The 21,940-nt window shown below is 53.3% G+C and carries 20 protein-coding genes; 18 read left to right on the plus strand and 2 right to left on the minus strand.

The window, feature by feature from the left end; genetic code table 11:
* The first annotated feature begins 29 nt into the window (after window positions 1-29).
* The 6 genes from JNC80_RS12225 to crcB all read left to right on the plus strand — a co-directional run bounded on the left by JNC80_RS12225 (window position 30) and on the right by crcB (window position 2,608).
* Window positions 30-512: a UPF0262 family protein gene (locus JNC80_RS12225; protein WP_022709172.1), complete on the plus strand. Its 483-nt coding sequence runs from the start codon at window positions 30-32 to the stop codon at window positions 510-512.
* A gap of 3 nt (window positions 513-515) precedes the next feature.
* Window positions 516-986 (plus strand): arsenate-mycothiol transferase ArsC, encoded by a 471-nt coding sequence (locus JNC80_RS12230; RefSeq protein ID WP_022709173.1) that lies wholly within the window; start codon window positions 516-518, stop codon window positions 984-986.
* A gap of 125 nt (window positions 987-1,111) precedes the next feature.
* Complete coding sequence (infA, locus tag JNC80_RS12235) at window positions 1,112-1,330, plus strand: translation initiation factor IF-1 (RefSeq protein ID WP_022709174.1); 219 nt, start codon at window positions 1,112-1,114, stop codon at window positions 1,328-1,330.
* Window positions 1,331-1,371: 41 nt separating this feature from the next.
* Window positions 1,372-1,992 carry a Maf-like protein gene (locus tag JNC80_RS12240; protein ID WP_376710506.1) on the plus strand — a complete coding sequence of 207 codons (621 nt, stop codon included), beginning with the start codon at window positions 1,372-1,374 and terminating at the stop codon, window positions 1,990-1,992.
* Window positions 1,992-2,204: a DNA gyrase inhibitor YacG gene (gene yacG / locus JNC80_RS12245; protein ID WP_022709176.1), complete on the plus strand. Its 213-nt coding sequence runs from the start codon at window positions 1,992-1,994 to the stop codon at window positions 2,202-2,204. The genes JNC80_RS12240 and yacG overlap by 1 nt, the downstream gene beginning before the upstream one ends.
* Window positions 2,205-2,233: 29 nt before the next feature.
* The gene (gene crcB / locus JNC80_RS12250) at window positions 2,234-2,608 is read left to right on the plus strand and encodes a fluoride efflux transporter CrcB (protein ID WP_376710507.1); all 375 of its coding nucleotides are present in this window, start codon (window positions 2,234-2,236) and stop codon (window positions 2,606-2,608) included.
* A 109-nt stretch (window positions 2,609-2,717) separates the two neighbouring features.
* Here the strand turns inward: crcB and JNC80_RS12255 are convergent, their stop codons facing one another.
* Window positions 2,718-4,043, minus strand: a complete 1,326-nt coding sequence (locus JNC80_RS12255; RefSeq protein ID WP_376710508.1) for an NAD(P)/FAD-dependent oxidoreductase — start codon at window positions 4,041-4,043, stop codon at window positions 2,718-2,720.
* Between the two features lie 380 nt (window positions 4,044-4,423).
* On the opposite strand from JNC80_RS12255, the gene JNC80_RS12260 reads away from it, so the two are divergent.
* The 12 genes from JNC80_RS12260 to cydX all read left to right on the plus strand — a co-directional run bounded on the left by JNC80_RS12260 (window position 4,424) and on the right by cydX (window position 18,226).
* The gene (locus JNC80_RS12260) at window positions 4,424-7,369 is read left to right on the plus strand and encodes a monovalent cation/H+ antiporter subunit A (RefSeq protein ID WP_376710509.1); all 2,946 of its coding nucleotides are present in this window, start codon (window positions 4,424-4,426) and stop codon (window positions 7,367-7,369) included.
* Window positions 7,369-7,704 (plus strand): Na+/H+ antiporter subunit C, encoded by a 336-nt coding sequence (locus tag JNC80_RS12265; RefSeq protein ID WP_022709181.1) that lies wholly within the window; start codon window positions 7,369-7,371, stop codon window positions 7,702-7,704. The genes JNC80_RS12260 and JNC80_RS12265 overlap by 1 nt, the downstream gene beginning before the upstream one ends.
* Complete coding sequence (locus JNC80_RS12270) at window positions 7,704-9,356, plus strand: monovalent cation/H+ antiporter subunit D (RefSeq protein WP_022709182.1); 1,653 nt, start codon at window positions 7,704-7,706, stop codon at window positions 9,354-9,356. Before JNC80_RS12265 ends, JNC80_RS12270 begins: the two co-directional genes overlap by 1 nt.
* Window positions 9,353-9,835 (plus strand): Na+/H+ antiporter subunit E, encoded by a 483-nt coding sequence (locus JNC80_RS12275; RefSeq protein ID WP_376710510.1) that lies wholly within the window; start codon window positions 9,353-9,355, stop codon window positions 9,833-9,835. The genes JNC80_RS12270 and JNC80_RS12275 overlap by 4 nt, the downstream gene beginning before the upstream one ends.
* On the plus strand, window positions 9,832-10,113 hold the full coding sequence (locus JNC80_RS12280; protein ID WP_022709184.1) for a K+/H+ antiporter subunit F: 282 nt from the start codon (window positions 9,832-9,834) through the stop codon (window positions 10,111-10,113). Before JNC80_RS12275 ends, JNC80_RS12280 begins: the two co-directional genes overlap by 4 nt.
* Window positions 10,110-10,463: a monovalent cation/H(+) antiporter subunit G gene (gene mnhG, locus JNC80_RS12285; RefSeq protein WP_028233201.1), complete on the plus strand. Its 354-nt coding sequence runs from the start codon at window positions 10,110-10,112 to the stop codon at window positions 10,461-10,463. The genes JNC80_RS12280 and mnhG overlap by 4 nt, the downstream gene beginning before the upstream one ends.
* 141 nt (window positions 10,464-10,604) lie before the next feature.
* The gene (locus JNC80_RS12290) at window positions 10,605-11,186 is read left to right on the plus strand and encodes a GbsR/MarR family transcriptional regulator (RefSeq protein WP_033315780.1); all 582 of its coding nucleotides are present in this window, start codon (window positions 10,605-10,607) and stop codon (window positions 11,184-11,186) included.
* A gap of 79 nt (window positions 11,187-11,265) precedes the next feature.
* A complete protein-coding gene (gene cydD / locus JNC80_RS12295) occupies window positions 11,266-13,059 on the plus strand; it encodes a thiol reductant ABC exporter subunit CydD (protein WP_376710597.1) in 1,794 nt (597 codons plus the stop codon).
* Complete coding sequence (gene cydC / locus JNC80_RS12300) at window positions 13,056-14,762, plus strand: thiol reductant ABC exporter subunit CydC (protein WP_376710511.1); 1,707 nt, start codon at window positions 13,056-13,058, stop codon at window positions 14,760-14,762. Before cydD ends, cydC begins: the two co-directional genes overlap by 4 nt.
* Before the next feature lie 539 nt (window positions 14,763-15,301).
* Entirely contained in the window at window positions 15,302-16,900 is a 1,599-nt protein-coding gene (locus JNC80_RS12305; RefSeq protein WP_306401446.1) for a cytochrome ubiquinol oxidase subunit I, read from the plus strand.
* A complete protein-coding gene (gene cydB, locus JNC80_RS12310; protein WP_376710512.1) occupies window positions 16,900-18,045 on the plus strand; it encodes a cytochrome d ubiquinol oxidase subunit II in 1,146 nt (381 codons plus the stop codon). The genes JNC80_RS12305 and cydB overlap by 1 nt, the downstream gene beginning before the upstream one ends.
* Window positions 18,046-18,094: 49 nt before the next feature.
* Window positions 18,095-18,226 carry a cytochrome bd-I oxidase subunit CydX gene (cydX, locus tag JNC80_RS12315; RefSeq protein WP_075656476.1) on the plus strand — a complete coding sequence of 44 codons (132 nt, stop codon included), beginning with the start codon at window positions 18,095-18,097 and terminating at the stop codon, window positions 18,224-18,226.
* A gap of 47 nt (window positions 18,227-18,273) precedes the next feature.
* Here the strand turns inward: cydX and JNC80_RS12320 are convergent, their stop codons facing one another.
* Window positions 18,274-21,927 carry a TonB-dependent receptor domain-containing protein gene (locus JNC80_RS12320; RefSeq protein WP_376710513.1) on the minus strand — a complete coding sequence of 1,218 codons (3,654 nt, stop codon included), beginning with the start codon at window positions 21,925-21,927 and terminating at the stop codon, window positions 18,274-18,276.
* Window positions 21,928-21,940: the final 13 nt, after the last annotated feature.

The following is a 21,940-nucleotide window of genomic DNA, read 5'->3' on the forward strand; positions in this document are numbered from 1 at the left end:
TTTTTTGTATACCGCCTGCGTAAAGAGTGATGACCGGAAAAAGTGACAATGCCCGGCTGATCGATGTGGAACTGGACGAGACAATCGGCCAGTCTACGCCGGATATTGAGCATGAACGGGCCGTCGCTATTTTCGATCTGATCGAGGAAAACAGTTTTTCTCCGGTTGGTGACAGTAATGGCGGGCCTTATCGTCTGCGTTTGTCACTGGTTGAAAAACGCCTGATCTTCAATATTACGCGTGAGGCAGGCGAGCTTGTGGCAACGCATATTCTCTCGCTGTCTCCGCTGCGTAAAACGGTCAAAGATTATTTTCTGATCTGCGAAAGCTATTATGCAGCCATCCGCTCGGCAACGCCGAGCCGTATTGAGGCGATTGATATGGGGCGGCGCGGCTTGCATAATGAAGGCTCGCAGACTTTGATGAACCGGCTTGAAGGTAAGATCGATCTTGATTTCGATACGGCACGGCGTTTGTTTACGCTTGTCTGTGTGTTGCACTGGCGCGGGTGACGGATGAGCATAATTCCTGATCCGGTGCCGGATGCTCTTGCAGATGCTGCCACTGTCAAAAAACCGGCATCCGTTCTGTTCGTCTGCGGAATGAATGCGATACGCTCACCAATGGCGGAGATTCTCACCCGTTCCATGCTGCAGGGCAAAACCTATGTCGCATCAGCCGGTGTAACACGCGGCGAGCGTGATATGTTTGTGGATGCGGTGCTTGAGGAAGAGGGGCTGTCGCTCAATGAAAGACAGCCTGTCGGACTGGAAGAGTTGAATGACGGTTATTTTGACCTGATTATTACGCTGACACCGCAGGCACATCATGTGGTATTGGAGCGGATGCGCAGTTTTGCGGCCAATGTGGAATATTGGCCGATGCCTGATCCGACACTGGTCACCGGCTCACGGGAACAGCGTTTATCGGCCTACCGCGACGTTCGCGATCGTTTAAAACAGAAAATTACTGAACGTTTTCTGTGATTCAGCAGAGCTTTTAACAGTTCTCCATTTCAGTTGTTCACAAACGGACTCTAATCATATAGGTTCCGCGCAAATTCAGACCTTCTGCATGATGCAGATTTATTAAACTAAAAGACAGGTTACGTATGGCTAAAGAAGAAGTCCTTGAGTTCCCGGGTATTGTAACGGAACTTTTGCCGAATGCTATGTTTCGGGTAAAACTCGAAAACGAACATGAAATCATCGCTCATACGGCTGGCCGTATGCGTAAAAACCGCATTCGCGTTCTGGCCGGCGACAAGGTACTGGTGGAAATGACCCCTTATGACCTTTCCAAAGGTCGTATTACCTACCGCTTTAAATAAAATTTCTGCTGCCGGACTCATATCTGACCATGAAGACAACAATGTCCTATCCTCTGGTACTGGCCTCGGCATCGCCGCGGCGCATTGAGCTTCTGGCGCAAATCGGTATTGAACCTGCATTTCTGCAGCCTGCTGATATTGAGGAAACACCACAGCGTTCGGAACATCCCCGTTCGCTGGCAAAACGTTTGTCAAAACAGAAAGCAGAAAGAGCCAAGGACAAGCTGAAGAATGATGCGGATTATAAATCCGCTTTCATTCTCGCAGCCGATACTGTGGTAGGCGTGGGACGGCAGATCCTGCCTAAGGCGGAGAGTGAGGATGTGGCGCTTGATTGTCTGCGCCTGCTTTCCGGCCGTGCCCATAAAGTTTTTACCGGTGTTTGTCTGGTCACGCCGAAAGGCAGCCTGCGTCAGGTATTGGTTGAAAGCCGTGTGCGCTTTGACCGGCTGAGCCGCCGCCAGATGGATGCTTATATCAGTTCCGGTGAATGGCGCGGCAAAGCTGGCGGCTATGCTATTCAGGGGCTGGCAGGCAGTTTTATCGTCAAAATGGTCGGTTCCTACAGTAATATTGTCGGCCTGCCGTTGCATGAAACGCAGGCATTGCTGGAAGGTGAAAATTTTCCGGTTTACGACCAGTGGCATGAAGGCAAAGTGTGATGGCGGATAAAGACAAACCTGCCGCCTCCTATGAAAATGTGACGCCGTTGCGTCCGACACGGCCTTGCCCTGAATGCGGAAAACCCTCAATACGCGACTCTTATCCGTTTTGTTCGCCGCGCTGCCGCAGTGTCGACTTAAACCGCTGGCTGTCAGATGCCTATGTCATTCCCGGCAAGCCGGTTGACGACAGCGATCAGGAAAACAGCTGACAGAAAACAGAAGCGGTCAGGGGAGCAATATGAATTTTCTGATTGTTTTTCTCGGAGCAGGTATCGGCGGGGCAGCCCGTTACGGCACCGGTTTGCTACTGTCACGTTTCTCCGCACTGACAATGTTTCCGCTCAGCACATTTGCGGTTAATATTACCGGCTCCCTGTTGATGGGGCTGATTATCGGCTATTTTTCAGCGCGTGGTGGTCTCGCGGAGAGCTGGAAACTGTTTCTTACCACCGGCATTATGGGTGGATTCACGACATTCTCGGCTTTTTCACTGGAAACAGTGCTGCTCATGGAAAACGGTGATATAGGTACGGCACTGGCCTATATTCTGTGCTCTGTGATTTTGGGCGTAGCAGCCCTGATGGCAGGGCTGTATCTCATGCGACTAATTTAGAGTATATCCCGAGAAGTGCGAAGCGCCTTCGCGGGATAAGATGCGGGTTAAAACAAAGAGTCAGAGCAGTTCTGCCGATTCAAAAATTAACCGGAACCGCTATGGCATATCACCACATTTCAATATGGATTTTTGAACCATCGCTGAAGCGGTTGATATGAAACGGTGAAGGGTCAACAACGGGCTTTTCACCGGTCACCATATCGGCGATCAGTTTACCCGCACCTGGGCCGATGCCAAAGCCATGGCCGGAAAACCCGGTGGCGACAATGCAATTCGGCAGATGATCCAGCGGCGAGATGACCGGTACAATATCCGGCGTCGTATCAATCAGACCTGCCCATTGCTGGGCGATTTGTACATTTTTGAAGGCAGGCAAAGCCTGTTGCAGCGCTTTGAAAACGGCCTGATTGCCAGCTTTATGCGGCTCCGGATCAAGAATACGGATTTTCTCGAAGATAGATGTCTGATCTGCGGGGCGTAATTTCCACTCAAAAGCTTCTTCAATAAAGCGCTGGCCGAACCGCAGGCGTACGGTTTTCCATTCAGTGCGCAATGCAGGAATGAATTTGGGCAGAAAGCGGAAACTGTCCGGCACGATATCGGCAATACTGCCTGAGAGGCTGGCAACTGTATAGCCGCCATCCATCCGTTTGCGCAGTGCGAAGTCTGAAAAGGCGATGGCAGACTCAACGCCGGCTTCAACCGGTGTGGTGCGCAAGACCGAGGAGCGCATTTTCAGTTGCGGCAGGGTAATACCCAGATCAGAGCAAATCAGACGGGACCAGCTGCCGCCGGCAATTACCACAGCTTCACACTCAACCGCGCCTTTTTCGGTAATTACAGTGCTGACGCGGCCATTGGTGGTTTCAATCCGGCGCACAGCACAATTCTGCATGATGACAGCACCGAGCTCGCGCGCTTTTTCTGCAATAGCAGGTGCTGCTTTTTGCGGCTCTGCACGGCCGTCCGCGGCGGTATAGAGCGCACCATAGAGCGAACGTTGCAGACCGGGTGCCAGCGCTTCGGCCTGTTGTTTGCCTACAACCTGACTGTCAATGCCGTGCTCTTTGGCAATGCTCACCCATTCGCGCCATTTTTCCAGATTTTCTTCTTTTTCCGCTGCAAAGGCGATGCCGGTGGTGCGGAAGCCGGTTTCCCTGCCGGTCAGCGCATTCATCTGCGCCCATTGTTTCATACTCTCAACAATCAGCGGCATTTCGCGGCTGTCGCGGCCGGTATGACGGCACCAGCCCCAGTTGCGGCTGGATTGCTCACCGGCAATCACACCTTTTTCCAGCAGGGTTACAGGAATACCGCGCTGTGCCAGATAAAGTGCCGTGGACACACCGATAATCCCGCCGCCGATAATAGCGATCTGCGTTTTTGCCGGTAAGGACGGAGAGGACTGGACGCTGTCTGTCTGCGGACCCATAAGATATTCCTGTATGCCTGTATTAATTGCACTTTGCAGCTTCGGCTATTCCGGTTGATTCGACAATTGCAGAAACAACGGCGGAACTTGCAGGCTGATGAAAAAAACATGTCATAATCCGCGCTCAGTTTTGTCATCAAACCAATTTAATAGATAATTTGCGGGCGAGTTTTTCCACACCTTGTGTAAAAGCCATCGAAATCGGAAATTTTGTGCCTGAGATCGGGAAATTGCAGACATAAGTTGCAATCAAGCACTTGCTATTATGCAGGCCAAAACCACATAATAACAACCGGATTTAACGAGATAATTTCGTTTCAATTATGTAGTTTTATGAGAGTGAAAACCGCTCTTGAGGAATTTGAGGAGGGCAGGCGCGGATGGTGACGGACGGAAAAGTCCTTTTTTTGCTCATCATACTGCCATTTATTGGCTGCGCCCTTACAGGCCTTCTCAGATCGAATGACCGGCAGGTTGCTGTCTGGTTCGCGGGGCTGACCGCGGTTGCCGCATTGCTGCTGACCATTGCGCTTTATCCTTATGTGACCGGCGGTAAAGTTCTGCACACGCAGATGGCATGGTTGCCTGCCTATGGTCTCAATGTTACTTTGCGGATGGATGGTCTTGCCTGGCTGTTTGCCATGCTGGTCACAGGCATCGGCCTGCTCGTGGTGATCTATGCGCGCTATTATATGTCATCGGAAGATCCGGTGCCGCGCTTTTTCTCATTCTTCCTTGCCTTTATGGGGGCAATGCTCGGCGTGGTGCTGTCGGGCAATATGATCCTGATGGTGGTGTTCTGGGAACTCACCAGTATTTTCTCCTTCCTGCTGATCGGTTACTGGTATCAGAATGTCAGCGCCCGTGACGGCGCGCGTATGGCACTGACCGTTACCGGTCTTGGCGGTTTTGGCCTGTTGCTCGGTGTGCTGCTGCTTGGTCATATTGTCGGCAGTTATGAGCTGGATGTTATTCTGGCATCGGGTAATCTGATTAAAAACCATCCGCTTTATACGGTGGCTTTGGTGCTGATCCTGCTTGGTACTTTCACCAAGAGCGCACAATTTCCGTTCCATTTCTGGCTGCCGAATGCGATGGCCGCGCCGACACCGGTTTCAGCCTATCTGCACTCCGCCACGATGGTTAAGCTCGGCGTGTTTCTGATGGTGCGGCTGTGGCCTGCACTGGCGGGCACAGAAGAATGGTTCTGGTTGCTGGGGCTTGCCGGTCTGACGACTTTGCTGCTGGGCGCATGGTTCGCGCTGTTCCAGCAGGATCTGAAAGGCCTGCTGGCCTATTCAACCATCAGCCATCTGGGGCTGATTACGGCTTTGCTCAGCCTCGGCAGTCCGCTATCCGCCGTTGCCGCGATTTTCCACATGGTCAATCATGCGATCTTCAAAGCTTCGCTGTTTATGGCGGCGGGGATTATCGATCATGAAACCGGCACGCGTGACTTGCGAAAACTAAGCGGTTTGTTCCGCTTCATGCCGATTACGGCAACATTGGCGATGGTTGCCAGTGCGGCGATGGCTGGTGTGCCACTGCTGAACGGGTTCATTTCCAAAGAAATGTTCTTTGCGGAAACGGTAGAGACACATCTGTCTTCATGGCTCGATACGGTCACGCCTTATGTGGCAACGCTGGCGAGCGCTTTCAGTGTCGCTTATTCGATCCGCTTTATCTATTCGACCTTCTTTGGTCCCGCACCGGTTGACCTGCCGCATACACCGAAAGAACCGCCGCAATGGGTGCGTTTCCCGATTGAGTTGCTGGTGCTGCTCTGCCTGCTGATCGGTATTGTGCCGACATTGATTGTCGGACCGTTCCTGCACACGGCTGTCGTGTCGGTTCTTGGCGGTGCCACACCGGAATACAGCCTTGCAATCTGGCACGGCTTTAATGTGCCGCTGCTGATGAGTGTGATTGCGCTCATCGGCGGAACCGTGATCTTCATGGTGATGAAAAACTATCTGGCAAAATGCGATGAAGGGCCGCCATTACTGCGCCATCTCAATGGTCAGCGTATTTTTGAGCTGGTGCTGGTAACTGTTTCATGGAAATGGGCGCGTAGTATTGAAAGCCGGTTCGGTACACGTCGTTTGCAACCGCAAATGCGGGTGCTGATGCTGATTGCGATTTTTGCCGGTGCGTGGCCTGTTTATCAGGCGGGACTATTTATGGGGCCATTGGTGCCGCTGCCGGTGGATCCGGTCTTCGCCATTGTCTGGCTGATCGGCGCACTTTGTGCGGTCGGTGCGGCCTATCAGGCTAAATATCACCGGCTGGCATCGCTGATGTTGCTTGGTGGCGCCGGGCTTGTGACCTGTTTTACATTTGTGTGGCTCTCCGCACCGGATCTCGCGGTCACGCAGTTGCTGGTGGAGATTGTCACCACAGTTCTGTTGCTGCTTGGTCTGCGCTGGCTGCCGAAACGCTGGCAGGAAGATGAAAATGCAAGCATTCCTCTGGTGCCGCGCTTACGCCGTTACCGCGATCTGATTATCGCATTGGCGGGCGGCGGCGGTATGGCGCTTGTGTCCTATGCGATGATGACCCGTTTCAGCCCTGCGACGCTTGCCGATTATTTCCTCGGCAATTCCTATACGGAAGCGGGCGGCAAGAATGTGGTCAATGTGTTGCTGGTGGATTTCCGTGGCTTTGATACGCTGGGGGAAATCACGGTGCTTGGTATTGTCGGTTTGACGGTTTATGCGCTGCTGCGTCGTTTCCGTCCGGCATCGGACACAATGGAATCCCCGCAACAGCAGAAAATCCAGAATGCTTTTGATGAGGCTGACCCGGAACGTCATGCCGGTGCGACACTGTCCGAATATCTCGCTGTGCCTTCTGTGATTATCCAATATTTGTTCGGCGTGATTATCGTTTTCGCCATGCATTTGCTGCTACGCGGTCATGATCTGCCGGGTGGCGGTTTTGCGGCCGGTATTACGATGGCAATCGGCTTTATTCTGCAATATCTCGCCTTTGGTACCCGCTGGGTGGAAAGCCATTTGCGCATTCTGCCGGTGAAATGGATGGGCTTCGGTTTGCTGACCGCAGCGGCAACCGGTGCCGGTTCATTTTTTGCCGGTTATCCGTTTCTCACCACCTATTTTGATTATGCGGAAGTACCGCTGATCGGCAAAATGCCGGTGGCATCCGCACTGCTGTTTGATATTGGCGTCTTTACACTTGTGGTTGGTGCCACTGTGCTGATGCTGATTGCTTTGGCACACCAGTCGATCCGTCATCGCCGCTCGGAAAAAACACAATCGGAACAGGCTGAACAGGCCGTACTTGTTAAGCAGGGAGAGGGACGCTAATGGAACTTATTCTCGCTCTCGGTATTGGTATTCTGACAGCTTCCGGCCTGTGGCTTTTGCAGCGTCCGCGTACTTTTCAGGTGATTATCGGCCTGTCGCTGATTTCCTATGCGGTTAATCTGTTTATTTTCAGTATGGCCAGTCTACGCACAGATTCCGCGCCTATTCTGGGCGATCAGCCTGATCCCGCTCTTTATACCGATCCGTTGCCGCAGGCACTGGTGCTGACAGCAATTGTGATCGGCTTTGCCATGACAGCCCTGTTTCTGGTGGTCATGCTGGCTTCCCGTGGTCTGACCGGTACCGACCATGTTGACGGCAGGGAGAGCCAGTAATGCAGGATTGGCAGGAACATCTGATTATCGCGCCGATTCTGCTGCCGCTCATCACCGCAGCTTTGTTGCTGCTCTATGATGAGCGTCGCCGTGTGCTGAAGGCTGCAATCAGCATTGCAGCAACTTTTGTGCTGTTTGTTGTGGCGATCATGCTGGTCAATATGGCCAATACGCCGGACGACCGCGTACTTCCTTATCTGCTGGGTAACTGGCCGGCACCCTATGCGATTGTGCTGGTGCTGGATCGTTTCTCGGCAATGATGGTGCTGCTGACCAGTATTCTCGGACTGGCGGCACTGTGTTTTGCGCTGGCACGCTGGCACAAAGCAGGTTCGCATTTCCATACGCTGTTCCAGCTGCTGCTGATGGGGCTGAACGGCGCATTCCTGACCGGTGATCTGTTCAACCTGTTTGTGTTTTTCGAGGTACTGCTGGCAGCATCTTACGGGCTGGTACTGCATGGTTCCGGTGCCACCCGCGTTAAAGCGGGCTTGCATTATATTGCCGTTAATCTCGCGGCCTCATCGCTGTTTCTGATCGGCGTCAGCATGATCTATGGCGTGACCGGCACACTGAATATGGCCGATCTGGCACAGCGCATTCCCAATGTACCGGCAGATGATCTGATGTTCCTGCAGGCTGGCGGTGCCATTCTCGGCACGGCATTTCTGGTGAAAGCCGGTGCATGGCCGCTGAATTTCTGGCTGCCGACAACCTATACGGCTGCGGCAGCACCGGTAGCCGCACTGTTCGCGATCATGTCCAAGGTCGGGATTTATGTTTTGCTGCGCCTGTCTTTGCTGTTTTTCGGTGAGCTGACGCCACGGACAACAGGTTTCGGTGATGCGGGACTGTTTTATATCGGTCTGGCGACGATCACTTTCGGTCTGATCGGGGTGCTGGCATCGCAGGCGCTCGGGCGTATTGCCGGTTACAGCGTGCTGGTTTCTTCCGGTACATTGCTGGCGGCAATCGGTACGGGCAATGTGGCGGTTACCGGCAGCGCTCTGTTCTACATGATCAGCTCAACGCTGACGATTGCGGCTTTCTTTCTGCTGATTGAGCTGGTGGAGCGCGGTCAGGATGCGGCGGCCAACGTGCTGGCAGTGACGATTGAAGCCTATGGTGACGAGGAAGAAGAAGAGGAAGAGGAAGTCGGCACAGTTTTGCCTGCAACGCTTGCTATTCTCGGTGCCTGTTTTGCCGTCAGCGCTATTTTGCTGATTGGTCTGCCGCCGTTTTCCGGTTTCGTGGCAAAAATCTCGCTGTTGTCGGCATTGTTCAATCCGGCTGGCATGGGCACTGATGCACCGATTTCCGCAGCAAGCTGGGCCTATGTCACGCTGATTATTCTGTCCGGTGTCTCGGCACTGATTGCAATGTCGCGCTCCGGTATCCGTACTTTCTGGGCGTCGATGGAAGGCAATGTGCCGCGCGTGCTGATTATTGAGCTGGTGCCGGTGGCGGGGCTGTTGTTTTTGTGTCTCGCTCTGACCATTCAGGCGGCACCGGTGATGCGCTATCTCGATGCGACCGCGCAGGCACTGCATCGTCCGCATAATTATATCGACCATGTTCTGGACGCAAAACGCTCGGCGGGATTTGAACCGGCCGCTGCCAGCACACCGGCTGCGAAGGGAGACGCACAATGAGAGCATTGTTTCCGCATCCCGTTTTGTCGCTGAGCTTCTGGATCATGTGGCTGCTGCTCAACGGCTTCACACCCGGTCATACGATTTTGGGCTTTTTCATTGCATTGGGCGCAGGTCTGGCTTTCACCTCGCTGGATCCGGAACCGGTGCGGGTTCGCTCTGTAAGGGCAATTATCGAACTGTTTTTCCGCGTTGTTGCCGATATTTTCTGGTCAAATATTGCGGTCATCAAAATCATTATTTTTGACCGGCCAGAGCGTCAGGCAGGATTTGTGACCATCAGCCTGCAATTGCGCGGACGTTTGCCGCTCGGTATTCTGGCCTGTATCGTGACCTCAACGCCCGGTACGGCATGGGCAAATTTTAATCCCGTAACGGGTGTTTTGCTGATTCATATTCTCGATAAAGACGGAGAAGATGAGTTCCGCACCGTGATAAAACAGCATTATGAACGCCTGCTGATGGAGATTTTCACATGAGTACAGTGATTTTATCCTGGGCGCTGCTTTTGTCCCAGCTTTGTCTGGGGGCAGCTCTGCTTTGTGCAACATGGCGTCTGATCGCAGGGCCGCGTGCGCAGGACCGCATACTGGGCCTGGATACGCTTTATGCGACGATGATGATGTTGTTTATCACCTTCGGTATCCGCACCGGCACATCGATTTATTTTGAAGCGGCCTTGGTGATTGCGCTGCTGGGCTTTGTGTCCAGCGTGGCACTGGCAAAATTCCTGATGCGCGGCGAGGTGATCGAATGAACCATGCAACGCAACTGCCGCTCTGGGCAGCCATTCTGGTTTCGGTCTTTTTGCTGGGCGGATCACTGATTACGCTGATCGGCGCGATCGGTCTTTTGCGCTTTAAAAAGTTCTATGAACGGATTCATGCCCCGACACTCGGCACGACTTTTGGTGTCGGCGGCATTCTCATTGCATCAATTATTTTCTTTACAGTCTTGCAATCGCGACCGGTTTTGCATGAACTGTTAATTACCGCTTTTGTGTTTGTGACAACGCCGGTAACACTGATGCTATTGACGCGGGCAACCATGCATCGCGATAAAACGGATGACAGCCGGCAATTGCCGACCTCAAACGACCTTTATTAGCGATTTCTGGACGTGCCTCTTCTCTGATTTGTGTTGCGACTTATTGTCCAGACCTGCTTTGCGGGTTGCGGAGGAGCAACAATAATAATATCTGAAATTTCAGTAATTTCTGAAAGTTCAGAAAATACGGGAGCAACTGATTTGGAATTGTCGCCAATCGTACAATCATTTGTACTGCACTTCGGTGAAATGGGCAGCCGCTGGGGTATCAACCGCACGGTCGGGCAGATCTATGCCTTGCTCTATCTTTCTAAAGACCCGCTCTGTGCCGATCAGATCGTGGATGCCCTTGGCGTCTCACGGTCGAATGTTTCTATGGGTATCAGAGAGCTGCAAGGCTGGAACCTTGTTTTGCTGAAGCACATTCCGGGTGACCGTCGCGATTTTTACTCCACGCCGGGCGATGTCTGGCAGATTCTGCGCACATTGGCGGAAGAACGCAAAAAACGTGAAGTCGATCCGACTTTGAGTGTGTTGCGTGAAATTCTCATGGAAAAGCCGACAACAGAGAGTGATGCATTTGCGCAAGCGCGTATGGGCGATATGCATGGTCTGATTGAACGCCTGACCAACTGGTATGATGATGTGAAATCGCTCGAAACCGAAAGATTGACCATGCTTTTGAGCATGGGGTCAAAGGTCACGCGTTTCCTTGAGGCCAAGGACAAAATCGTCTCGCTCGGCCGCAGCCGTGCGCAGAAAAAAGAAGGACAATCAGAGTGAAAGGAGGGACGGAGTGAGTGAAGCTTTATCCGGTTCGTCTGCCCCTTCGGAAATTCCGGCGGCAACGCCGGAACGATCCATGTCTGATGCAGTAACAGTTACCGGCAGCAACAAGGCTGCCGGAACTGTAAAGGCGTCTGCACGGCGCCGTAAAAAACGTGCACAACCGGCCAATTTACGCAAAGGCGGCTGGTTACAGGTTCTGGCGGCGCTGATCTGGCTGCCGCAGGCAGGCCTGATGGCCTATGCGATTAATGAGCTGACCGTCAGCGGTACAGTCAGCAATCTTCTGACGATCGTTGCCGGTATTTTCCTGCTTGGCCTGCTGCGTACCATTTTGCAGGGCGCGGGCGAGCGGATTGCCTTTAAAACATCGCGCGCGGCTTTGTCTGATCTGCGTGCTAAATCGGTGCAGGCTCTGGCTGACCGCTCCCCGCTGGATCGCAACCGTGCGGCATCGGGTGAGGCAGCTAGTATTCTCGCCGAGCAGGCCGAGATGGTGGTGACCTATTGGTCGCGTTACCAGCCGGTGCAGATGAAAGTCATGATCGTTCCGATTGTCTTTCTCATTGCTGTGCTCTGGTATTCATGGGCTGCGGCACTGGTCTTGCTGGTTGCGGCACCGCTTATTCCGGTTTTCATGGCGCTGATCGGTTATCGCGCCAAAGCCGCCAGTGAAGAACAGCTGGTGGAAATGGGGCAGATGAATGGTTTTCTGCTCGACCGTTTGCGCGGACTGGCAACAATCCGCACATTCCACGCTGTTGACCTGACCGCACAACGGTTGCGTCATAATGCGGAAACACTGCGCCATAAAACCATGATCGTGCTGCGCATTGCTTTCCTGTCCTCAGCGGTACTGGAGCTGTTTTCTGCGCTCGGCGTGGCGATGGTTGCGGTTTATATCGGCTTCCACCTCTTGGGCGAGCTGAATTTCGGCGCGTGGGGCGCAACGCTGACATTGGGGCAGGGGCTGTTTATCCTGTTGCTGGCGCCGACATTTTTTGAACCGCTGCGCGAACTCTCTGCCGTCTGGCATGACCGCGCTGCCGGTGAAGCCGCGATTGACGCGCTGGAAAATATCAGTGCAGGCGGTATGAAACTCACCGCGGTTGCTGCGACTGCTATACCGGCTGAAACAGAGAAAAACCATGCTGTCACTCTGCGCGATGTGGATTTCAGCTATGATGCAGATGATGAAACTGATCTGCTCTCCGGCTTTAGCTTACAGATTGCGCAAGGCGAGCATGTTGCGCTCTTAGGACCAAGCGGCAGCGGTAAATCAACACTGCTGGCGATGATGGCCGGTCTGATTGCACCGCGCAGTGGTGATGTTCTGATACATGATACAGTGCTGGATCAGAGCAGTGCTGACACGCTGCGCCAGCAATTCTCATGGATTGGCCAGAAGCCGCATATTTTCTCCGGTTCTGTGCGTTCAAATATTACACTCGGCCGTGAAGGTTTTGCCCTGAGCGATGTGCAGACTGCACTGAAGACAGCAGCGCTGGATAATGTGGCTTCTGCCGCTGCAGCCAGTGATCTTGGTGAAAACGGCACCGGTCTTTCCGGTGGTGAAGGCCTGCGTCTGGCATTGGCAAGGGCAGCTCTGAAATCCGGTGCGGATATTATCTTTGCCGACGAGCCGACTGCCCATCTCGACAGTGAAACCGCGCTCAAGGCAACAGAGGGTCTTCTGGCCATGGCGCAAGGCAAGACATTGATCATTGCCACCCATGATGAAGAACTGGCGCGCAAAATGGGACGCATCATTCGCGTAGACAGGCTGAGCGGTGCGGAAAATCTGCATGTGCAGGAAGACAGCGGTAATGCTGCTGCACCTGTATGCTCAGCACGGAGGGCGGCAGAATGAAGAAGCTTGCGGTTCTGAAACCTGTTCTCAAACTGTTTTTCTCGGAAAAGCGCGGCAAATTATGGGCCGGTATGTTGCTCGCTGCCGTGACTGTTCTGTGCGGTATTCTGCTGCTTGGTCTGTCCGGTTGGTTTATCACCGCAACAGCAATTGCCGGTCTGGCAACGGCCACAGCTTTGGCTTTCGACGTATTTGCACCGGCTGCGGGTATTCGTCTGCTGGCTATTCTGCGCACTGCGTCGCGCTATGCGGAGCGTCTGGTTACGCATGATGCAACGCTGGCTGTGCTGGCGGCATTGCGCGAGAAATTGTTTCGCAGCTGGGCTGCACCGCAGGCAGCCAAAGAACTTTTGCGCCGCCCGAGCCGTCTGCTGTTCCGCCTGACGGCGGATATTGATGCGCTGGATGCACTTTATCTGCGCGTGCTGGTGCCTGCCGGTGCGGCTTTTGTCACCATGCTGGTGGTTGGTTTTGCCTTCTGGTTGATGGATAGCACTTTCTCGCTGGCAATGGTGGCGGTTTTGGTGCTTGCCGGTTTTGGCCTGCCGCTGATTGCAGCACTCTGGGCGATGAAACCAATGCGCCGCCGTGCCAAAGCTGTTGAAGCCGTACGCGCGCGCAGCATTGATCTGGTCTCCGGCCAGACCGATCTGCTGATGGCGGGACGCCTGCAGGCGCAAAGCGCAAGCATATGTGCGGCTGACAAAAGATTGTCCGATGCTGATGATCAGCTCAATCGGATTGAAATTTCGGTCGGTGCTGGTTTTGGTATCGCTACGGCTTTGCTGCTCTGTGTTGCTTTGCTCGGCGGTGTCTGGCTTGCAGAGGCTGGCACTATTTCACCTGCTGTTGCTGCTTTTGCGCTGCTGATGGCACTGGGAGCGATGGAACCATTTGCAGCATTACGCCGCGGTGCCATGGAACTTGGCCGCACGCTGATGGCTGCGCACCGCGTTGGCGACCGTTATGAAACACAGCCGCATTTCTATGTGCCTGTACAACCGGCCGATCCTCATGAGGCTGTTTATCTGGAACAGATCAATATGCGCTATGAGGACAAGATGCCTCTGGTGCTGCAGGATATCAGCCTGAGCGTGCGCAAAGGTGAAAAACTGGCGATTGTCGGCACGAGCGGCACAGGTAAATCGACGCTCATGGCTTTGCTGGCCGGTGAAGTGACTGCGGATTCCGGTATTATCCGTCATGAGGCAGCAACGCTGCTGACGCAGAAAACCCAGTTGTTTCAGGATAGTCTGGCGGAAAATCTGCGTCTTGCTCAGCCAAAGGCAACGGACGATGATCTGATGCAGGCACTGGAAATGGCCGGCCTGTCAGAAACGGTAGGTGACATGCCGCAGCAGTTGGAAACAATGCTTGGCGAGGGCGGCCTTGGCTTGTCCGGCGGGCAGGCACGCCGTCTCGCATTGGCGCGGCTGTTTCTGCACAATACCCCGCTCTGGCTGCTGGATGAACCGACGGAAGGGCTGGATAAAGCCACTGCGCAGGACATTCTGCAGCGGCTGTCACAGGCCACAAGTCCGAATAGTGGCCACGGCAGAACCATGATTATTGCGTCGCATCTGCGCCGTGAAGCTGAGATTGCCGACCGTATCGTTGTGATGAGCTATGGTCGCATGACGGCAGAAGCACTGAAAGGAACGCAGGCATTTTCAGATATTCTGAAGACACTGCGTCAGGTTTAACACGAATACCTGTCCGGAACCGGATGCGTTACAGCCATGTCTTTGAAAAGGAAGCCCCGCTTTATGAAGCATGATTTTTTACACATAATCAGAGGGATGATCTGACAAACACGGATCACATTATCTGATTTTGAAAGCGGTTTTCTCCCAAGCGCCGCTTTCATCCCCACACTGTGAGAACCCTGTAACCGGCCGGTATTACCAGCCGGAACGGATATGCATTTCCTGATGCTATAAATTAGTATAATCTAGAATTGGTCTATTTTAAGCGTGTCCCGAAAAGTGCAAAGCGGTTTTCGGACAAGATACGAATAAAAGCAAATAGATAGAGCATATCCGCCCTGCAGGTTTCTCACAGACATTTCCGGCAATAATGCCGGTCATACGGACTGTTTGATATACGCGCATTTTGACCGGAATGCCCCCTATTTTCCGGAGAGACGCGTAAAAGCTTTGTTTTCAAGCATAGTTTGCCGGATACCGAATAGTTTCCGGCGCTAAGCTACAACAGGAGCGCCGCGCCCCCGCGGCGGATGATGATGGAACTGGATATTGTTTCACTATCCCGTCTGCAATTTGCAGTCACCGCCATGTACCACTTTTTGTTTGTTCCTTTGACGCTCGGCCTGTCTATTCTGCTGGCGATCATGGAAACGGTCTATGTGATGACCGGCCGCCTGATCTGGCGGCAAATGACAAAATTCTGGGGTACATTGTTTGGTATTAACTTTGTAACCGGTGTCGCCACCGGCGTTGTGATGGAATTCCAGTTCGGTATGAACTGGAGCTATTACAGTCACTATGTCGGGGATATTTTCGGTGCGCCGCTGGCGCTCGAAGGGCTGATGGCTTTCTTTCTGGAAGCAACCTTTATCGGCCTGTTTTTCTTCGGCTGGGATCGCCTGTCCAAAATCGGCCACTTGACCGTGACCTATCTGATGGCGATCGGCTCCAATATTTCCGCATTGTGGATTCTGGTGGCCAATGGCTGGATGCAAAATCCGGTCGGATCGCGCTTTAATCCTGAAACCATGCGTATGGAAATTACGGATTTCTTTGCCGTTGTTTTCAATCCTGTTGCGCAGGCCAAAGTCGTGCACACGGTATCTGCCGGTTATGTCACAGCTTCCATTTTCATTCTCGGTGTTTCGGCATGGTATATGCTCAAAGGCCGTCATCTGGAGCTGGCAAAACGTTCGATGACTGTGGCGGCTTCTTTCGGTCTGGCCGGTGCTTTGTCGGTTGTGGTGCTGGGGGATGAAAGCGGCTATCTGACATCCGACCATCAGAGCATGAAAATGGCTGCGATTGAGGCCATGTGGGATACAGAACCGGCTCCGGCATCCTTCACGCTGATTGGTGTGCCGGATCAGGAAAACCGCGTGACCCATTATGCCATTCACATTCCCTATGTGATGGGGCTGATCGGTACGCGCTCCCTGACCATTGAAATTCCGGGTATTAACCAGCTGGTTTTGCAGGCTCAGGATCGTATCCGTGACGGCATCAAGGCCTATGATGCCTTGCAGACAATCAAAGCGACGCCACGGGGCGAGCAGGCACCGGCAGAAGCCAAACAGGCTTTTGAACAATATGGCGAACGTCTGGGTTATGGTCTGCTGCTGAAGAAATATGTTGATGATCCGCGCACTGCTACGGATGAGCAGATCGTGGCTGCCGCCAATGATACTGTTCCGGGTGTGCTGCCGCTGTTCATTGCCTTCCGTGTGATGGTGGGCCTGAGCTTCTATTTCCTGTTGCTGACCGGCACCTTCTTTTTCCTGTCTGCACGCAGAAAACTGGACAAACACCGCTGGCTGCTCTGGGTTGCGGTCTTCTCTATTCCTCTGCCTTGGCTGGCTGCAGAAATGGGCTGGCTGGTTGCGGAATTCGGCCGTCAGCCATGGAGTATTGAAGGAGTTCTGCCGACAGCCGTGGCGGTCTCCAATCTCAGCCCTGTAACCGTGCTGATCTCACTGAGCGGATTTATCCTGATCTATACAGTCCTGTTCATTATTGAGATGGGCGTGATGATCCGTGCGATCCGCAACGGGCCGCAGCCGGATCATGCTCCGGTTTCCGCACCCTTTGAGAAACCTGTTCCCAGTAAACCGGTACAAATCGGGGAGGCAAAATAATGGTTTTGTCCGAACTTCTTGATTATTCAACCTTACGTCTGATCTGGTGGGTATTGCTGGGTGTGCTGCTCATCGGCTTTGCGGCGATGGATGGTTTTGACCTTGGTATTGAAACCATGCTGCCATTTGTTGCCCGCACCGATCTGGAACGCAGACTGGTGCTGGAAACCATTGAACCGGTCTGGGAAGGCAATCAGGTCTGGCTCATTCTGGCCGGTGGTGCGATTTTTGCCGCATGGCCGCAGCTTTACGCGGTGTCTTTCTCCGGCTTCTATCTGGCGATGTTCATCATTTTGTTCGCGCTGATCCTGCGGCCGGTCGGCTTTAAATACCGCAACAAGCGTGAAAGCTCGCTGTGGCGCAACAATTGGGACCGGGCATTGTTCATCGGTGGTTTTGTGCCGTCACTGATTTTTGGTGTGGCTGTCGGGAATGTGCTGCTCGGTGTGCCGTTCCGTATCAATGACGATATGATGATCTTCTATGAAGGTTCATTCTTTGCCTTGCTTAACCCGTTTGCGCTGCTGGCAGGTCTGATGTCAGTCATCATGCTGGCCATGCATGGTTGTGTGTGGCTCTGTGTTAAAACCACAGGCATTGTGGCTGAACGTGCAAAAAAATACGGTACGCTTCTCGCATTGCTGACAGTGGTCTTTTATGTCGCCGCAGGGCTGTATCTCTGGAAATCCGGTCTGGGTTACCGCATTACCAGTGAGATTGATCCGAACGGCCCGTCGAACCCGCTGTTTAAAACCGCAGTGGTTGAACAAGGCGCATGGCTTGCCAATTATCTGCGTTATCCGGCTCTGTGGGCTGTGCCTGCACTTGGCCTGCTGTCGCCTTTCGCGCTGATCCTCTTTTTGTGGGCACGGCGTCCGCTCGTGGCATTGCTGTTCGGTAAATTGTCGATCTTCGGTGTGATTACATCGGTCGGTGTGGCGATGTTCCCGTTCATCCTGCCATCCTCGCTGAATCCGAGTGCCAGCCTGACGGTCTGGGACAGCTCATCCAGCCATCTGACCCTGTTCATCATGCTGATCAGCACCGGCATTATGCTGCCGATCATCATGCTCTATACGAGCTGGGTCTATTATGTGCTGCGCGGAAAAGTGACGGAAAGCGATCTGGAAGAGGGGCATTACTGATGCCCGTTTCCGTCATCATTTCTGTCTCTTATATAATATGAGGTTTTAAATGTGGTATTTCGCCTGGGTTTTAGGACTACCTCTCGCAGCGGCTTTCGCGGTGCTCAACGCCATGTGGTATGAGCTGGTGGATGATGCCGCCAAGCGCAAAGAACATGGCCATACAGGCTCTGAACATTAAATAAAAAAAGCCGGTCTGAGAAAACTCAGACCGGCTTTTTAATCGTGTCAGAACCGGTAATTCACACCGATTTTGAATGTATGAAAATCAAGCGAATTGGATGCTTTGCGTCCGTTTTTAACACTCGACGATCCTTCATGCTTGACGGTCTCATAGATTGTTTTCTCATAAGGTTTACAGAAACGCGGGAACTGAGTGCAGAAGTCGCCCATTCCCGGCTGTTTTGACGGGTCAACAATCTCAACACCAATCTTTTCCTGTGTTTCCCAGTCACGCATGATACCGGCACGGGCATTGTTAAAGTTGAAATTGGTTTTGCCGAAACGTGTGTAGGAATAATCCGCCATCACCGACCACCGGTCATTAATGGCATATTCAATCCCGCCGCCGGCTGTCCAGCCGAAGCGTGTTGCTTTCTCCTTTTCAGTCAGCGCAATTTCTGTGACCTTGTCAGAACTGTCTGCACTGACACGATATTGCTCGCGCGACTGGCTCTCGCGGGCAAAGGCCACACCGCCGCTGCCGTAAAGCATCCATTTATTGTCAAAAGCATAGCCGAGTTTACCGCGCACAGCGGCAGTCCAGTCAATGTCATAGAGGGTCTGCGCCTGCACATTGCCGGTGCCGGCAAAATCGCCCTCTGTTGTGCGGGCTTTATGTGCAGCATTCAGATAGGTTTTGCTCCAGTCTGCACCGATGCCCAGTACCACACGGTTTGGCAATTGCCAGTTATAACCGGCCTGCACACCAAACAACCCGCTATCCATGCCGAAATCAGCGGATTCCGTTGCCGCAATCGCATTGGATGTGCCGTCGAGAGCGGTTGTGTTGCCCCATGTGCGGCCAAAAACACCACCGGCATGGGCACCGGCATAAAGGCCTGTCCAGTCAATCGGAGCGCCTTCAGCCGTCGGGCGTCGTGTCAGGAAGGACGGCAGAGACGGCAATTGCTGTTCACCGCCGATGTCGGCTGTGAGACTGGCATAGAAGGTACGACCCGGGCCCGGCTGCGTTACAAGACCCAGAGGATCAATGTAGAATTTATCAAACACATTCTCGACGCGGAATGCCGCTGTCAGATTGTCGGTGATTTTATATTCTGCAAACAGGTCAACAAGGGCATAGGGTTTCCAGAGCACCGGTGTGATGAATTCCGATGCGCCTTGTGCAGTCACATCGCCATGACCGATAGCGCGCGGCCCCGTATAGGAGACACGGCCGCCGAGCATCAGCCGTTCTTCCAGCAGTTTCTGCGACAGGGTCAGGTCAACCGAATATTTGGGCTGCACATGGTTGGTGGCATAATCACCATAAAGGCTCTTGCCGTCGCAACTGTCGGATGTGCGGCAATATTCAACATTCAGATAATAATTGGCTGCGAGATCAGCTGTAAAACCGTCCAGCTCATAGCGACCGGAAAATTCCAGACCGGAAAACTTTGCACGGTGGATATTGCCGATATTCAGGACAAAATTGCTCGGATTTTTAGTGTCATATACAATATTGCGCGAGATGTAGTTTTTAACATCCCAGTTGAAGTAACCGAGTTTCAGCATACCCGTATCTTCATCGGTAAGCAGGCCGTTACGGACGACATTGGTACCGATTTCCCAGTTGCTGGAACGCTCCGGTTTTACATCTGTATTTGCGGTAACGCTGTTGAACGCGGAAACGGATTCAATAATGCTCGGCGCACGCAGCGTATTGGAATAATTGACATAGAACTGGGTCTGTTCCCACGGTTCAAAAGTCAGACCGACAGACGGGCTGAAACCGCCGTCATTGGTTCTGGAACCCTGTTCCTTTGCATTCTTGATCTGATTGCGCTCATAGGGGTCGAAACGGTCTTTCGACCAGAAATGCGAATAGCGCAAGCCGCCATTCACAGTAAGCCAGTCAACAGGCTTATATGCAGCCTTCGTATAAGCAGCGACTTCATGGCGGATCGCATCACGCGGTGTCATCCAGCCTTCCAGAGCTGCGGAATGTTCGCTGCCGCGCGTATCTTCCACACGGAAAGACGTACCGTATGTCAGATCCAGATCGCCTGCATCAAAAGTGAAAGAGGATTTGTTCTGGATATCACCGCCCCACATATCACTGTCAGATCCGACACGGAAATCGGCAGGCAGGCCGATCCCTCCCGGTGTAACACCACGCCCGCCGCGTACCGGATTACGCAATTGCAGATGCGTCCAGTAGAGATTGGCACGCAGATCAATCAGCTCATTGTCTTCCGGCTTCCAGTTATAACGCGCAGTCACCGTGTCGAGACTGGTTCCCGCGGTTTGCTTTTGCTGTATGGACTGGTCTTTAATGCCGCTCAAGCGTGAGGCCAGCCTGTCACCGGCCTCGCTGCGATAGCCCATATAGCCGAGCTGTAATTCATGATCGTCCGCAAAACGGGCATTGAGTTTTGCCAGCCATGACTCGGTTTCCAGCTGGGTGTTGAGGACTTCCTCACCCGGACGGTAATTGGTCAGCCCCTGATTGGCATAATATTCGTTCCAGTAATTGCCCGGGCTTCTGGGTGTGCAATGAATGGCAATCATTGAATTGCAATAAGGCTGTCTGCCCAGATTGACCGGATCGGCAGCTGCAGAGCCACGCGTTCCTGCATGATAATTACCCTGTTTACGCCGTGCATAACCGGCCAGAACATCGATTGCATCGCCTTTATAGGCGCCGACAATACTGCCGGAAGCGGATGTCGGAGACAGGAATGACGGCCTGTCCAAACCGTCCTTTGAACCGACAGGAGCTTTCATTGCATCCCATGGCGCATAGGGCCACTGATAACCGCTCAGAGCACCAGCCAGCGGTTTGGACGTGTTGCCGCCAATGCCGCCTTTAACGCGGATACCCCAGTGATTACCGTCTTTAACAATATCGTCCACACCGACAGTGCGCATACTGACCGAACCGGCATTGCCCCATGAAGCGGTGTCAGCCCCCTTGTTGATTTCCACACCGGCAATAAAGTCAGGATCAACAAAGGTGCGGTTGGAAACACCCTGATAGCCCTGATAGACGGTGACAGAGTTTTCCGCGCCGTCAATGGTCGTGGATACGCGCCCCATGCCCTGCATACCGCGAATATTGACATCAATTGATCCTGCACCATTGCGGGCTTCACCGGATTTGACACCGGGTGTGCCACGGAACATATCCGCAGGGCTGGAACCGCGATAACGCTCAATTGTTTCGCCGGAAATATAGGTGGTTGGTGCTGCCGTTTCATAAGGCGCTGTTGCGGCGGCGATTGCTCCGCCGCTGGAAACGGTTATCTGGTTCAGAATGAGTGAGCCGTCCGGCGCAGCGCCGCCGGTATTGGCGGCAAGGTGCTCGGTAATCAGCACGAATTTTGTGTCGGTGAAATTATAGGTCAGGCCGGAGCCCTGCAAAATCCGCGCCAATGCCTGCTCCTTGGTGGCTGCACCTGAAATTCCGGGAGAAGATTTCCCGCGCACGACGGCAGGTTCATAGGATAGCTGGGTGCCGGATTGGCTGCCAAAGGCTGCGAGTGCACGGTTGAGCGGACCGGACGGAATATTGAAGCCTGTTTGTTGCTGTGCCTGTGCATTGAAGCTGGTTGCTGTCAGAACCACGCCGGTTATCATTGCGGTGGTTGCCAGCAAAGCGGCTATCATGGCTTTGCTGCATTTGGTGTGTCGTGTCGCTTGTTTGGTGGCGCCTGTCATGCCTGCTCACTCC

Origin of the sequence: Pseudochrobactrum lubricantis (assembly GCF_041929865.1) — a bacterium.
In the GTDB taxonomy this organism is placed as follows: Bacteria; Pseudomonadota; Alphaproteobacteria; order Rhizobiales; family Rhizobiaceae; genus Pseudochrobactrum; species Pseudochrobactrum saccharolyticum.

Bases quoted from the DNA above. Each gene is read 5' to 3' on its own strand.
- crcB (WP_376710507.1), top strand. From the start codon at position 2,234: ATGAATTTTCTGATTGTTTTTCTCGGAGCAGGTATCGGCGGGGCAGCC.
- cydD (WP_376710597.1), top strand. From the start codon at position 11,266: ATGTCTGATGCAGTAACAGTTACCGGCAGCAACAAGGCTGCCGGAACT.
- JNC80_RS12255 (WP_376710508.1), bottom strand. From the start codon at position 4,043: ATGGGTCCGCAGACAGACAGCGTCCAGTCCTCTCCGTCCTTACCGGCA.
- JNC80_RS12225 (WP_022709172.1), top strand. From the start codon at position 30: ATGACCGGAAAAAGTGACAATGCCCGGCTGATCGATGTGGAACTGGAC.
- yacG (WP_022709176.1), top strand. From the start codon at position 1,992: ATGGCGGATAAAGACAAACCTGCCGCCTCCTATGAAAATGTGACGCCG.
- JNC80_RS12240 (WP_376710506.1), top strand. From the start codon at position 1,372: ATGTCCTATCCTCTGGTACTGGCCTCGGCATCGCCGCGGCGCATTGAG.
- JNC80_RS12265 (WP_022709181.1), top strand. From the start codon at position 7,369: ATGGAACTTATTCTCGCTCTCGGTATTGGTATTCTGACAGCTTCCGGC.
- JNC80_RS12270 (WP_022709182.1), top strand. From the start codon at position 7,704: ATGCAGGATTGGCAGGAACATCTGATTATCGCGCCGATTCTGCTGCCG.
- JNC80_RS12320 (WP_376710513.1), bottom strand. From the start codon at position 21,927: ATGACAGGCGCCACCAAACAAGCGACACGACACACCAAATGCAGCAAA.
- cydB (WP_376710512.1), top strand. From the start codon at position 16,900: ATGGTTTTGTCCGAACTTCTTGATTATTCAACCTTACGTCTGATCTGG.
- cydC (WP_376710511.1), top strand. From the start codon at position 13,056: ATGAAGAAGCTTGCGGTTCTGAAACCTGTTCTCAAACTGTTTTTCTCG.
- cydX (WP_075656476.1), top strand. From the start codon at position 18,095: ATGTGGTATTTCGCCTGGGTTTTAGGACTACCTCTCGCAGCGGCTTTC.
- JNC80_RS12275 (WP_376710510.1), top strand. From the start codon at position 9,353: ATGAGAGCATTGTTTCCGCATCCCGTTTTGTCGCTGAGCTTCTGGATC.
- infA (WP_022709174.1), top strand. From the start codon at position 1,112: ATGGCTAAAGAAGAAGTCCTTGAGTTCCCGGGTATTGTAACGGAACTT.
- mnhG (WP_028233201.1), top strand. From the start codon at position 10,110: ATGAACCATGCAACGCAACTGCCGCTCTGGGCAGCCATTCTGGTTTCG.
- JNC80_RS12230 (WP_022709173.1), top strand. From the start codon at position 516: ATGAGCATAATTCCTGATCCGGTGCCGGATGCTCTTGCAGATGCTGCC.
- JNC80_RS12280 (WP_022709184.1), top strand. From the start codon at position 9,832: ATGAGTACAGTGATTTTATCCTGGGCGCTGCTTTTGTCCCAGCTTTGT.
- JNC80_RS12305 (WP_306401446.1), top strand. From the start codon at position 15,302: ATGGAACTGGATATTGTTTCACTATCCCGTCTGCAATTTGCAGTCACC.
- JNC80_RS12260 (WP_376710509.1), top strand. From the start codon at position 4,424: ATGGTGACGGACGGAAAAGTCCTTTTTTTGCTCATCATACTGCCATTT.